This window comes from Cyclobacterium sp. SYSU L10401, assembly GCF_010993705.1.
In the GTDB taxonomy this organism is placed as follows: Bacteria; Bacteroidota; Bacteroidia; order Cytophagales; family Cyclobacteriaceae; genus Cyclobacterium.
In genome coordinates, this window is sequence record NZ_WOFO01000008.1 from 253974 (window position 1) to 267230 (window position 13257).

A 13257-nucleotide genomic window follows, 5' to 3' on the forward strand; every position below is an offset into this window, starting at 1 on the left:
ATGGTAAATTTAAAGCAAGCACTGGTACGACTCACTGTCCCGGTGCTCTTCTTTTTTATGGGGCATGCACCCATGTCTCATAGCCAGGGCTCTCATTCACCTCAACATGAGCATACCGAGCAATGTGGCGCGGTATATCTGGAAGAAAAACAGGCCAGTCAGCTGGGATATTTTGGGACCAAGGCCTATTTCGAATCCTGGTTTGAGGACAAAAAGGCCCAGTTAAGGCAAAGCCAGTCCGGTAGCAGGATACTCAATGAAGGCATCAGACAAATTCCCGTAGTCGTTCACATCATCCATCAGGGGGAGCCCGTTGGCACCGGGACCAATATTTCTGAGGCCCAGATCCTGGATCAAATGCGGATCATAAATGAGGATTTTCAGCAACGCAATGAGAACTTTTCCATCACTCCGGATGAATTTTTGGGTGTGGCGGCCAGTGCCAACATAGAGTTTGTTTTGGCCAAACAGCGGCCGGAGGGCTTGCCCACCAATGGTATCAACAGGGTTCAGGGACCTAAAAGTATTTACAGTTCAAGGGATGCTGCCTTGGTAGCCGATTTGGTCTCCTGGCCTCCGGAGGAATACCTGAATATATGGGTGCTTCCCCTAATTGGCCTGGAGCTGGGTTATGGCAGTTTTCCAATTTCTGATGAATTGGAGGGTTTGGATAATATCCCCACTTCCAGAATGATGGATGGGGTGGGTGTAGATACCTATAATTTTGGCAGCATTGGCAATGTTGACGAGGGATCTTTAGGAAGGACTGCCACGCATGAATTGGGTCATTTCCTGGGTTTAAGACACATTTGGGGAGATGGGGGTAGAAGCTGTGAGCGGGATGATTTCGTAGCCGATACCCCTTTGCAAGATTTCTATAACGAGGCATGTCGGATCAGCATTCCCCGCGAATCCTGTGGCTCCAGGGACATGGTTGAAAATTTTATGGATTATACACCTGACGAGTGTATGAGCTTGTTTACCGCAGGTCAGGTGGAGCGAATGGATGTGGTCCTGGCCTTTAGCCCAAGGAGAAACTCCCTGTTGACCAGCAGGGCCCTGCAGGAACCAGAAATGCCGGAGCTGGACCTGAGAATGGATGAAATCCTTTACCCCTCCGAATTTAATTGTGATCAGGAAGTGGATGCCCGGGTAAGGGTAATCAATTCGGGCAAATCCGACATTACAGCTGTGAGGGTAGCTGCCATTTTGAATGGAGACCTACAATTTACGCAGTTGTTTGACCTGGACCTTTCCAGTGAGGAATCTGAAATACTAACCCTGGACCCCTTATTTTTTGAAGAGGGCGATAATATACTGGAAGTAGAAGTCCTTGAGGTGAATGGGGCGTCCGATAGGAACCCATTTAACAATAGCTCTACAACTTCCGTAGATTATGTTGTGCGGAGAAACCTGCCCTATGCTTATCCGGGACACCAGGTGGCCACAGATTGGGATATCGTCAATGAGGATAATGCCATTACCTGGCAAAGTCTCAACAGGTTGATTGGCGGGGAGCAGGAGGACTTGTACTACATCAATAATTTTAATTATAACCGAAGCGGGGAAGTGGATTATTTGATCAGTCCCAGATTTGATTTGACCTCGATCCCCAATCCTCAACTTACATTCGAGGTGGCCTATGCTCCCTATAGCAACCCCCTTCTCCAGGAGAATCTTTTGGTCGCCATTTCAACCGATTGTGGGAACAGCTTTGATCTGTTAGCTGCCCCCTACAACAAATCCGAAGACCGGTTGGCCACCCAACCCGCAACCACAAGTGATTTTTTTCCCGATTCTCCCGATCAATTCAGGAGGGAAGTGCTCAACCTTTCTCCTTATGCAGGAAATCCGGACGTTCGCATCGCATTCGTTTCCGTTAATGGCTATGGTAACAATATATTCATCAAGGATATCGCCATAGAACAGGAAGAGATATTTGATTACAATTTTGAGTTTACCGGTATGGATAACCCAATGCCTGTGGTCAGCCGGCTGCCAGAAGAGGAAAGACTAGGACTGGTGAATACCGGAGAAGTAGATATCAGGCGATTCAGGATTATCCGTACGACCAACATTACATCCCGGGATACTTTTGATGTAGCCGAAGATTTGTACGTAGGTGATAACATTAAAATTTCCCTGCCCAATGAGAACCCCTTTCGGTATGGATTAAACAGGTTGGAATATTTAATCAGGGATCCTAATTTAGAAACCAATCAACCCAAGACAGATGAATTGAATTATCATTTCTATGCAGATAGTACCAGGACCCAAAGTCCCTGGAGGGCTACATTTGATAGATCGGATGAGTTTGAATCCTGGGTAAGCATCAATACTGAGGCTGATTTGCCGAGTTGGCAACCCTATCCGGAAAGTAATCAGGAAGGTGACCTGCTGAGAATGGCAAGAATGGAACCGGGTAATTCCTATTGGCTGGCTTCTCCGGAATTTTCTCTGGAAAGTACGTCCAGGGCCAGCCTGTTCTTTCATTGGGCAGGCATAGGTTTTGACCCCAGTAGTGAGGCTGCTTTTTCGGTTTGGGTAAGCAGGAATCGCGGGCTGAGTGGTTTAAAAATCTGGGAAGCTAAAGGAAATGAGCTGCAGACCCAATCCGGAGCTCCGGGGGGATTTCCGGAAGACAAGGATTCCTTTGAAAGAACCTATATCAATCTCAATCGCTATGCGGGATTGGAGGATGTCCGGATTTATTTTAAGATAGAGCAGGTGGCGGACCCGGATGCCGTCATGTATTTGGATGACATAGAATTGTTTTTCTCTGACAATCCCGATCCGGTGGATCCCGGACCGATTGATTTGGTGGTTTATCCCAATCCTGTGGAAGACATCGTGAACCTTACCTTTAACCTCGAATCCCATAAAGATCTAAGGATTAAGTTTTACACTTTTTCCGGAAAATTGGTTGTCGATAATGAATTTCCGGCTACCCTTAACCAAACTTACTCCTTTGGGAAGCAATCTCTGGGTTCCGGCCTGTTTATTGTGGAGGTTTCCGGGGATGGTGTTTATTATACCAAAAAATTGATTGTTCAGTAATACCAAATAACGGGGATTGACGTTAAATCAAAAAAATACGTTCATATCATTCTCCTTCTGGAATTATAGCCGTAATTTGCCGTAGGATTTACTGGAAGGTAAAAATTCATTTTACCTTTCTCAATTTATCCCGGATTTGCCTTTGTTAGCCTATGAATGATTTAAAAACAGGATTGAAAAAGATTGGAACCCATCTGTTGATTATTTTGGGGATTCTATTCGCACTTTTATTTGTTTTTTTTAAAGTTTATTTACCGGGATATACCCACCATGGGGAGTCCGTTACGGTGCCCGATTTGGAAGGGTTTGATTATGAAGAAGTTCGCAACTACCTGGAAGACAGGGGGCTTGCTTTGGAGATTACGCCTGACAGCGGATTTGTAGCCGAAGCCAAGCCTATGGAAGTGCTCAAGCAAAACCCCAAACCGGGGGCTAAAGTAAAGCAGGACAGGAAAATATATGTCACCCTGAATGCCAAAAATGCTCCCCTGATCCGCATGCCCAACCTGGTTAACACGCCACTTAAAAATGCGCAGGAAATTTTACTTAATTTCGGGCTCGTCAGAGGGGATATCGTCTATGTACCGGATATTGGAATCAATGTGGTCTTGGAACAAAAATACAGGGGACGGGATATCAAGGAAGGATTTGAAATACCCAAAGGCTCACAAATAGACCTGGTGGTAGGTGATGGCCTGGGCAATCAGATTCTTGAAATGCCCAATATCATTGGAATGGATGATGTAGAGGCTGAATTTTTAATTCTGGGCTCCGGCTTGAGCATGGGTAATATCAACTATGTGGAAACGGACACGGTGCCTAAGGGTACGGTGGTCAAGCAGTTGCCTCCGGCAGGTTTGGATATGAAAACCGGAGAGAGGGTAGATGTTTGGGTATCAGAACTATCGGATGAAATAAACTTTTGATGTCAAAAAGAGGCTTATCGGTCATCACCATTTTCCTGTTATCGGTTTTCCTTCTTCATCAAAAAGGATACGGGCAATTCCGTCAATTGCCGGTTCCCCAATCAACCCTTTTAAAAAAGGAATCTTTTCCCAACCAAAGGGTAAAGCAAACGCAGCCACAGCTCCCCTTTTGGGAGGATTTTTCATCGGGTTTGATCTCCGAAGAAAGGTGGGAATCCAGGGGCGCTGTCAGTTCTTTTACGATAGGCATTGATCCCCCTTCATTGGGAGTGGTGTTTCTGGATGGTGTGGATGAAAACGGAAATCCTTATGCTCAAAGCCGGCTGGAAAATGGAGAAGGCGATGAGCTGGTATCTTTGCCTATTCCTTTAACGGATTTGAGTGAAGCAGCGGCCGCTTCCTTGTATATCAGTTTTTTCTGGCAGGCAGGAGGCAAGGGAGAAATGCCGGACGAAAATGACGGGCTGGGATTGTACTATTTGGACCGGGAGGAAAACTGGCAGGAAGTATGGCGACAGCAGGGGGGAGAGGAGGTAAGCCAGGAGAATTTTGAACAGGTAGTATTGTCTATTCCCTCCGAATTCCATCATGAAAACTTTCGATTTAAATTTGCGCATAGCGGACGACTGTCCGGCCCTTTTGATACCTGGATCATAGATTATATTTTTTTAAATACCGGAAGGGATCCGGAGGATACCTTTACCGAAGACAGGGCATTGACCAGATTGCCTGGCAGTCCCTTTAGCCCCTATCAGGCCATACCGCATTTTGAATTTGACCCGGAACTGCTCAGTGGAACAGTGGATGGGGAGTTTAAAAACCTGGCCAACCGCTTCCGGGCCATGGAATATACCATTGAGCTCAGGGATGCGGCTACCGGTAGGATGATCGCCCAACCCAACCTGAGGACGCCGTTTAACCCTGTTCCCCAGGCATTGGAACGAAGGGGGTTTTCCAGTAACATGCCGGAATCCGTGGATATCATGGCAGATAATCCCTTTGACCTGGAAGTCATCACCAGCCTGAGTGCAGGGGATGGGTTTTTGGTGGAGGCCATTACCGGGCAGGACACCTTGTACAATACCGGGGTAGACTTCCGGGTAAATGATACCAGCAAAGTGCTGATCCCTTTCCGGGATTATTATGCCTATGACAATGGTTCGCCCGACTATGCGGCCGGGATCAACCAAAGGGGAGGCATGCTGGCCCTGCAGTATGAGGCATTGAATCCTGGTTATGTTTCCGGGGTCAGTATCAATTTCACCAATTTTTCGCAAAGGGGCAGTGCCATTGAATTAATGGTTTGGGATTCCCTGGATAATGAACCTTTGTATCAAAAAGAAGTGATCATTCCACCGGATACGGCATTGACTTCTTTTGCCTATTTTCCCCTGGACACCAATATCATGGTTCAGGAAACCTTTTACGTCGGATTTACCCAGTTTTCCAATGAATACATTCATGTAGGCCTGGACAAGAGTGGAGATACAGGGGACAGGGTCTTCTATAATGTGCTGGGCTCCTGGCAGCAAAACGAGGAGGTAGCCGGCAACCTGATGATCCGGCCCCACCTGAGCCCTTCTCCGCCCGTGGAGGTTTCGGATGAGACAGCGACCGAAATGCTGCTTTACCCCAATCCGGTGCAGGACCGGCTTTATGTCAGTGGTGAAGTGGATGAAATGGAGGTTTATGATTTTCAGGGAAGGCGGATAAAAATCCCCCGGGAAGGGGATAAAAATGGGGAAATTCTTAATTTTACGGGCATTCAAAAAGGAATGTATTTAATCAAATTCACACAAGGTGAAAACGCTTTCACCAAAAGAATAATAGTCAAATAAGTCATGGAAGATATTGAAGTAGACGAACTAAAAGCGCGACTGGATAAAAACGAAAAGTTTGTTTTCATCGATGTTCGGGAAGCATATGAGTACGAAGATGATAACCTTGGGGCATGGCTCATACCCCTGGCCCAGCTACCCCATAAATTAGCTGAATTGGAAGCCCATAAAGACGAGGAAATCATCATTCATTGCCGTTCCGGTGCAAGAAGTGGCAATGCCAAGCAATTTCTTGAAAGCAAAGGCTTTCCGAAAGTCAGGAATGTGTTGGGAGGGATTCTGGCTTACCGGGAATTGGAGGACGAGGACTGAAATTTCGTGAACTCGCATTTCTGGTAAAGACTTGCTGCTAGGCTGCAAATAAGGTCCATAAACAAATCGCAACGGCAGAAACGTACCTAGAAATCCAACCGTTGATGAAATCCCCCTTTTTTAAAGGGGGACAGGGGGATTTTTTCGATGGCCTCATTATTTAATACGTTGATTTATTGATGGTTACGTAAGTAAATCCCCCTTGCCCCCTTGATAAGGGGGAATTGTACCGTTCGGGTTTACGGAATTTAGTAACCTTGGCGTTTTTTAGCCCGACTGCATTACCCAATTTCAGCAAAAAATCACATTTTCAGCAAATCCCCCTTTTTTAAAGGGGGTTGGGGGATTTTTTCGAGGATTTTAATTTAGACCAAAACTATTTTCCGATAATTAACCTTAAAATTCCTTCCGAAAATGATTGTAAAGGGCTCTTTTCCCATTGAGTCCGGATTTAATACCGTTTGGATTTAGTGCTCTCTTTTACCTCAAAAATTGGTCCTGGGAACATCATTTTCAACTTCCCAGTCATCAATAAACGCACCTATTTCCTGGAGAATGAAAGGCATGGATTTCTTGACATCTTTATCCAAAAACCTTAGAAAACATAAGCCCATTTTCTCCAAAACCAATTGCCTTTTAAGATCTTCAACAACTGATTCAGCATGGAAGTGGCTATCTCCATCAATTTCAATGACCAATTGTAATCTCTTGCAGTAAAAATCGACAATATATTCTCCCAACGGCTTCTGCCTGTTAAACGCGTAGCCTCGAAATTGACGTGCTCGTAGTTTTTGCCAAAGTAAAACCTCGGAAAGCGTTGAATGAGATCGTAATTCTCTTGAAAATTCTTTCAAATTCTTGTTGTAGGGAAGAAATCGCATGGAAGAAGTTAGAAATTATGCATTAAATTTCAATGTTTTTTCTTGGAAATTTTATTTCTTGCGGTAGGGATTTTTCCGATGGCCTCATTATTTAATACACTGATTTATTGATAGTTACGTAAGTAAATCCCTCCCGACATGGGTCGGGACAGGCTCTCGCCCCTTATTAAGGGGGAATTGTCTACGATTTCTTTACAGGGACAGGGGGATTTTTTCGAGGATTACTCGATCATGAAAGGTCGGGGGATAAAGCAGAGGATAAAGATCAGAATGGCGATCCACCCGAGGATTTTTCTGTTTTGATCCAACGGGCGGCCATCCGGTACTTCTGGATGATTAATTCCCAAAACCCTGCCCACCAAAAAGGCAAATAACAGCCAGCCGGAATAGCCCTCAATGCCCGGATAAATGCCTGAAAGGCTGTATTGGACCACTGCGATGCCCAGGGCCATGATCCATTTGTTCATCAGGGAGAGGGAAGTTTTCCTAAAACAGATAAACAGAAAACCTATATACAGGGGAAGGGCAAAAATCAGGTAATTCAGGTCCTCAAAGGGGTTGATGACACCCAGTCCGGCAAAAAACAGGAACAGGGTATAGGCTACCAGGGATACGGTCTCGTGGTGCCTGGGAAATATTCCAAAAACCACATGGCCACCATCCAGCTGCCCGATGGGAAGCAGGTTAAGGGCCGTAAAGAACAGCGCCAGGTAGCCGGCAAACAGGTAGGGATAATGAATGACCTCTGCCATGTTCGGCATTCTTTCCGGGTCGGCCAATGTTTCCTGCATGATCCAGAAAAGCAGGTTGTAGCCCAGTTGAATATCCATTACGTCTTCATCCGCCTCTTTGTCATAGGTAGGGTCCGCATATTCCGGATGAATCTCATAAATATAGGATGCCTCGGGCAGGCTGGTAAACCCATAGATAAGCACAGCTAATGCCACTACGAAGCCTGCCAGGGGACCGGCTACCCCGATATCAAAGAATTTTTTACGGGAGCCCACCTGGCTTTTCATTTGTATCACTGCTCCAAAGGTACCGATGGAAGGCGCTCCGATAAAACCCAACCAGGCCGGTATAAAGAAGGGTAGGGAAGAGCGGACTTTATGGTAAATGGAGGTGAACAAATGACCCATTTCGTGAATAAACAAAATCCCCAGAAAGGGAATGGAAAATTGCAGCGAAAGGAGAAAATACTCCCAGGTGAGCGGCTTTTCATCCGAAAGCACGCTTTTGCCATACAGCCATTCCCCGCCCGCAAGCGTGGTGGCAATTAAGGTCAAAAATAAGAGTGATCCGTGCTTTAGGTAATCCCTGTTACTGTACATTCTGGAAAAAATTGATAAGTGCTTTAGGGTGATCGATATGAAAGGTTTTAAGTCCAACCTTTTCGGCGCCCAAAAGGTTTTCTTTGAGGTCATCAAAAAACAGGCATTGTTCGGGTTTGGCCCCCAGTGTTTGAAGTACCGATTGGTAGATGGCTTCTCCGGGTTTTCTCAGGCCCATTTCATGGCTTAAAAACAAGTGGTCAAACAAATGGGGCCAGGTATTTTCCGGGAGTTGGTTTAAGAAGGCCTGTTCGACTACCTTAAAATGGATGGAATTGGTATTGCTGAGCATAAACAGGGGGTACTTTTGTTTGAGTTTCAGCAGCAGGTCCAGCCTTTCCTGGGGGATCGCCACCAGCAGGCTGTTCCACACCTCATCGATCCAGGCATCTTCCCAATCGGCGGAGAAATATTCCCTTACCCCATTTCTAAAGGCTGCTTCATCTATTTTGCCGGTTTCCAGGTCATAGTGGATGGGGGAAACCATAAAATCCTTTACCATGGCATGCTTTTCCCCGGGTAGTTTGGCATACAACTTATCAAAAGTCCGTTGGTAGTCAATATCATAGATGACATTTCCCAGATCAAAGATTAAAAATTGGATTTCCGGATGGTTTTTCATCTGTTTATAATTGGCTTTTAAAGGTCAGATGGAATCTCGCCATGATATTCATCCAACTGTGGGAAGTTTTCGTCATGCTCGATTTCATGAAGATATATGTTGTGAAATTAAAATCAAATATGTAACATTGCAGTCCCAAAAGCAAGGTAAAATGATCAAAAAAAGCGGTATTTTAAGCTTTAAAGGCTTGGTCGCTAATTTGCTTCGGGGATAGAAGATAAATTGAAATGGGCCTATAACTCAGTTGGTTAGAGTATCTGACTCATAATCAGAAAGTCCCTGGTTCGAGCCCAGGTGGGCCCACAAGCCGCTTAATTTCTAAGCGGCTTTATTATTACCCCGCAGAAATCAAAAGCATCTGACTCCCCCGAAAGCTTTCGGGGCAGAAAGTCCCTCCAGTCGATAGGAATAGGGGGTAACAGGGTAGGCCAACAATGATGCTGAATATTAGATAGGAAAAAAATTTGTTTCAATAAACGTGTAAAAACACCATAAACATTTTGGGAATTGGTCCTCTCGGGATTAGCTGGCAGGAATTTTATTGATCTCAGTCCCTACGTTAAATGGGACGATAAAAAGTCAGTTCTGATTTATAATACCTTTTTCAGTCGTCCATGGAGCTAGGCCACTTTTTTTTACTGGGATGAATAAGGACTTGCGGTATATTCAGCAGCTTCTGAGAAACCACTCCAGCAAGACAATTAGGGTGTAATCGTTCGTTAGCACCATGCATGTGGGCCAAATCATTTCCCAGAGAGCCTTCCTGACAGTTAAGGGAAATGAAAACCAGCCACTGATTTTTATATCGCTGAAAGCAACTATCCGGCAGTCATCAAAAAACTGTTTACGCGCTCGGCTATTGGCAGAAGAACGAAGAAAAGGGTGAAGTTTTATACGCCACTACTTGAAAAAATTCTGGTGGACCTATTTGCGGAAGGAAAGCTTTTCTACTACCTGCAAGGGTCTGAAAAGATGCATATCTACCAAAATGCCACAAGGACCTATGCCCTCAATTTCACCAAACTTTTCAGCTACTCAAAACGAAGGGAAAGAGACCAGGACATCAAGCCGTTCATGAAGAACCACATTTACCACCTTTTAAAAGATATTTTCGATTGATTATGGAACTTTGAGCAGCCACGGTTTTTTAATCCTCTTTAATCCCCATAATCGGATGCAAGCAGGATGCCCAGTATTTAAAAACAATTTTCAGCAGTTCGCCCTGAGCTTCTATCGTATCAGCCTTTTTAAAATAGCCCTGTACATTATGAGAATAGGCACGTTTTACCGTTTTATCGGAATCATCGCTTGAGAAAAAAACAAATGGAATGGATTTTTCATGCAAGTACCTGTCCTTTTCAATTTCCCTCTTAAATTCCAAACCGTTCATTTCCGGCATGTTGATATCGCAAATGATTAGGAAAATCTCGTCACGGTTATCTTTAAGGTGTATAAGTGCTTCTTTAGCATCTGAAATGTACTCGACATCATTAAACCGGTCTATTGAGGCCAATGCTTCCTTAAGTAGTAATTCTTCATACGGCTGATCATCCACCAGGAGGATCTTTCCGGTTATTTTTTTCATAAAATCTTGATAAATAAGGCTTATGCCTTTATTAAAATTATATTATTATTAAATATAAGTCTATTTAATGCAAATAAAAATCTAATGCGAAGCTGGGCTCGCTTGAAGACTCCTCTGGATTTGCGACAGCGCTACCACCGTGCATCAAGTTTTAAAATTCTCATGCTGCCCATTTGTCATTATCCAGGCCGCAAGGTAATGTGACCGCATGGAAGGTGATGGGAAACACCGGAGAGCAAAATGGTGAACAGACCCTTTGGCAGGCTCATCGAGACAGACGAATAAATCACTCATAACCAAGTTTCAAATCCTGGGCTTGCGCTGAAAGAAGTTTCAATTTTTTTTTCTGGTCCTTTGAAGGCTCTTTTCGTAGGTGAGCAAATCTCCTAATAGGATTCTTCGATGCTCCCCACTTTCTTGAACGGAATGGTAGTATTGTTTTCCAGTAATTTAATCCACTTTGGTAATGTTCCCTGGCTTTCGTATTTTTCTTTTAAATAGCTATCCCAATTTGAACAAAGAGCAGGTTCTGGCTGCACTTTTTTTCCATTCCCAAAGTAAAAAGGGACTGTAAATAATCAACTCTATTTTACCTACCCCCTGGCAACCTTCCTGACAATGAAAATGAGCATGTTACTTGAAGGTTTCGGTAATTTTCCGATAGTTAGAGGGGAGTCCTTTTCAGGCGATAATAGAAAAAACAGCAAGGATTTCGGTTAGCCAATAGTTGCTTCATTTTAGTTTTCATTTTTATAATTGTAATTGTATTTCATGAGATAAGCGTATTATTAATCATAATTCATGAAAAGTAATTGATTTTCATGGTATATTTGTACTTGTATGTCATAAAAAGGGATAATGCATCACTGTTTTTCACAACAAGTAACTGTATTTCATGGAAGATCTACTCCAGAACCTGGATTTCTTGCTGGATATGCATTATTAGTAGCTATAATTGAGGAAAATGGGGTGAACGTTCCTTTACCTGACAGACTTGCCATTATTACTGAAAAACATCAACGGTACAATACCAACCAATGGCAAGTATTTACAATCAGACATAAACCTGCCAATGACATAACCAGTCATTTAGCTTTTGCCATAAAATACGAAGGAATAGATCTATACATTCTAAAAAAATTCTTTCAGCACACAGGAAGCGAGCCTGTTCTGCATATGCTAAAGAAAGAGCCAACCAGTCAATACAGCAGAAAGGTATGGTTTCTGTATGAATGGCTAATGGATAAAGTGCTTGACGTACCAGATCTCAAGGCAGGAACATATGTCGAAATAGTCAATCCCAAACTTCAATACACAAGCTTTTCAATTAACTCTACCCGACACAGAATAAAAAATAACCTACCGGGGACACCAGCGTTTTGTCCCATGATTAATAAAACAGATAAAATCGAAAACTTCATATCTAAAGATTTATCTGGTTCAATGGAAAAAGGCTTGGATGGCAGGGACAAAGATATCATTAGAAGGACTGCTGCATTTCTGTTATTAAAAGACTCAAAAGCTTCCTTTGCTATTGAAGGAGAATATCCTCCAAACCTTAGAGCAAGAAATTGGGGAAAAGCAATTGGACAATCAGGAAAAAAACAACTTACCATAGAAGAATTAGAGCGGCTTCAAGACATCGTTATTGGGCCAAAAAAACTGAAGAATATGGGGTTAAGAACGCAGGAAGGCTTTATCGGAGAGCATGATCGCGAAACTTTTTCTCCCTTACCTGATCATATATCAGCAAAATATAAGGATTTACCATCTTTGATGAAAGGACTATTGGATACAAATAAACTTCTGCAAGAGTCAGCGTACGACCCTGTTTTAGCAGCAGCCACCATAGCATTTGGATTTGTATTTATCCACCCTTTCTCTGATGGTAATGGCCGTATTCACAGATACATAATTCATCATATATTGACTCGAATGGGGTATACTAAAAGGGGCATGATTTTTCCAATATCAGCAGCCATACTAAATCGGATTGATGAATACCAGTCAATTCTAGAATCATACTCTTCTCCAAGAATAGAATTAGTAGAATGGGAGCCCACACCAGATCATAATGTTAAAATCCTCAATAATACCATTGATCTATATCGTTATTACGACCTAACCAAACAGGTGGAATTTTTATACGAATGTGTAGAAGAAACCATCGAGCAAATAATACCAGAGGAACTAGATTATTTAGAAAAATATGACCGAATAACTAATTATATAAACAATTATTTGTCTTTGCCAGACACCAAGGTGGATTTATTGATCAAGTTGCTAAATCAGAATAAGGGTAGGCTATCAAAGAATAAAAGACAGAAGGAGTTTGACGATATCACTGATGAAGAAATTTCATCAATTGAAGAGAACTTTCAGTCCATTTTTGAAATAAATAATAAATAAACGAAAGCCCAATCGAGTAGCCCGACCTGAGCCAAATGGCTCAGGTTGAGGCTCTCACACCACCAAGCGTACGGGTCTCGTACTTGGCGGTTCACTGGATTGTAGGTTGAGATTTGAGGTAATAGGAAAGCATGGATTCATACCCCTTCCTTCTCAGACGTGACAAAGTGATAGTCGTGATCAGAATCGGACTCTGAGCTACTGCCCATCCTCCTTTTCTGGTACGGCTCCAAGCATAAGCATGGTCTTGGTCAACGCCCAGTCTGATCAGGTTTTTACGTTTCCGCTCAGGCTTC

10 protein-coding genes, 1 tRNA gene and 1 pseudogene are annotated in these 13257 nt (G+C 43.5%); 7 read left to right on the forward strand and 5 right to left on the reverse strand.

Annotated features, from left to right (window positions below):
• From GL182_RS18340 to GL182_RS18355, 4 genes are all read left to right on the forward strand, one after another.
• Entirely contained in the window at nt 1–3057 is a 3057-nt protein-coding gene (locus GL182_RS18340; RefSeq protein ID WP_163381237.1) for a T9SS-dependent choice-of-anchor J family protein, read from the forward strand.
• A 152-nt stretch (nt 3058–3209) separates the two neighbouring features.
• On the forward strand, nt 3210–3983 hold the full coding sequence (locus GL182_RS18345) for a PASTA domain-containing protein (RefSeq protein ID WP_163381238.1): 774 nt from the start codon (nt 3210–3212) through the stop codon (nt 3981–3983).
• Nucleotides 3983–5821 (forward strand): T9SS type A sorting domain-containing protein, encoded by a 1839-nt coding sequence (locus GL182_RS18350; RefSeq protein ID WP_163381239.1) that lies wholly within the window; start codon nt 3983–3985, stop codon nt 5819–5821. Before GL182_RS18345 ends, GL182_RS18350 begins: the two co-directional genes overlap by 1 nt.
• 3 nt (nt 5822–5824) lie before the next feature.
• On the forward strand, nt 5825–6133 hold the full coding sequence (locus tag GL182_RS18355; RefSeq protein ID WP_163381240.1) for a rhodanese-like domain-containing protein: 309 nt from the start codon (nt 5825–5827) through the stop codon (nt 6131–6133).
• Between the two features lie 485 nt (nt 6134–6618).
• On the opposite strand, the gene GL182_RS18360 is transcribed toward GL182_RS18355, so the two are convergent.
• The 3 genes from GL182_RS18360 to GL182_RS18370 form a co-directional block, all read right to left on the reverse strand.
• Nucleotides 6619–6987 (reverse strand): endonuclease domain-containing protein, encoded by a 369-nt coding sequence (locus GL182_RS18360; RefSeq protein ID WP_240469884.1) that lies wholly within the window; start codon nt 6985–6987, stop codon nt 6619–6621.
• A 248-nt stretch (nt 6988–7235) separates the two neighbouring features.
• Nucleotides 7236–8345 (reverse strand): site-2 protease family protein, encoded by a 1110-nt coding sequence (locus tag GL182_RS18365; RefSeq protein WP_163381242.1) that lies wholly within the window; start codon nt 8343–8345, stop codon nt 7236–7238.
• Nucleotides 8335–8967: an HAD family hydrolase gene (locus GL182_RS18370; RefSeq protein ID WP_163381243.1), complete on the reverse strand. Its 633-nt coding sequence runs from the start codon at nt 8965–8967 to the stop codon at nt 8335–8337. Before GL182_RS18370 ends, GL182_RS18365 begins: the two co-directional genes overlap by 11 nt.
• Before the next feature lie 229 nt (nt 8968–9196).
• Between GL182_RS18370 and GL182_RS18375 the strand changes: the two genes are divergently transcribed.
• Both GL182_RS18375 and GL182_RS18380 read left to right on the forward strand, forming a co-directional pair.
• Nucleotides 9197–9270 (forward strand) — tRNA-Ile (locus GL182_RS18375).
• A gap of 501 nt (nt 9271–9771) precedes the next feature.
• Nucleotides 9772–10086, forward strand: coding sequence for a DUF6577 family protein (locus tag GL182_RS18380; RefSeq protein ID WP_317167815.1), 315 nt, complete (start codon nt 9772–9774; stop codon nt 10084–10086).
• 28 nt (nt 10087–10114) lie between these two features.
• Here the strand turns inward: GL182_RS18380 and GL182_RS18385 are convergent, their stop codons facing one another.
• Complete coding sequence (locus tag GL182_RS18385) at nt 10115–10552, reverse strand: response regulator (protein WP_163381245.1); 438 nt, start codon at nt 10550–10552, stop codon at nt 10115–10117.
• An 858-nt stretch (nt 10553–11410) separates the two neighbouring features.
• Here GL182_RS18385 and GL182_RS18390 point away from each other — a divergent pair.
• Nucleotides 11411–12961 carry a Fic family protein gene (locus tag GL182_RS18390; RefSeq protein WP_163381246.1) on the forward strand — a complete coding sequence of 517 codons (1551 nt, stop codon included), beginning with the start codon at nt 11411–11413 and terminating at the stop codon, nt 12959–12961.
• Nucleotides 12962–13052: 91 nt separating this feature from the next.
• On the opposite strand, the pseudogene GL182_RS18395 reads toward GL182_RS18390, so the two are convergent.
• Nucleotides 13053–13257 (reverse strand): annotated as a pseudogene (locus GL182_RS18395) (group II intron reverse transcriptase/maturase); the annotation flags it as partial.

What these genes read in the sequence shown, in the direction of transcription:
- GL182_RS18340 (WP_163381237.1), top strand. Translation starts at nt 1, where the DNA reads ATGGTAAATTTAAAGCAAGCACTGGTACGACTCACTGTCCCGGTGCTC.
- GL182_RS18345 (WP_163381238.1), top strand. Translation starts at nt 3,210, where the DNA reads ATGAATGATTTAAAAACAGGATTGAAAAAGATTGGAACCCATCTGTTG.
- GL182_RS18350 (WP_163381239.1), top strand. Translation starts at nt 3,983, where the DNA reads ATGTCAAAAAGAGGCTTATCGGTCATCACCATTTTCCTGTTATCGGTT.
- GL182_RS18355 (WP_163381240.1), top strand. Translation starts at nt 5,825, where the DNA reads ATGGAAGATATTGAAGTAGACGAACTAAAAGCGCGACTGGATAAAAAC.
- GL182_RS18365 (WP_163381242.1), bottom strand. Translation starts at nt 8,345, where the DNA reads ATGTACAGTAACAGGGATTACCTAAAGCACGGATCACTCTTATTTTTG.
- GL182_RS18370 (WP_163381243.1), bottom strand. Translation starts at nt 8,967, where the DNA reads ATGAAAAACCATCCGGAAATCCAATTTTTAATCTTTGATCTGGGAAAT.
- GL182_RS18385 (WP_163381245.1), bottom strand. Translation starts at nt 10,552, where the DNA reads ATGAAAAAAATAACCGGAAAGATCCTCCTGGTGGATGATCAGCCGTAT.
- GL182_RS18390 (WP_163381246.1), top strand. Translation starts at nt 11,411, where the DNA reads ATGCATCACTGTTTTTCACAACAAGTAACTGTATTTCATGGAAGATCT.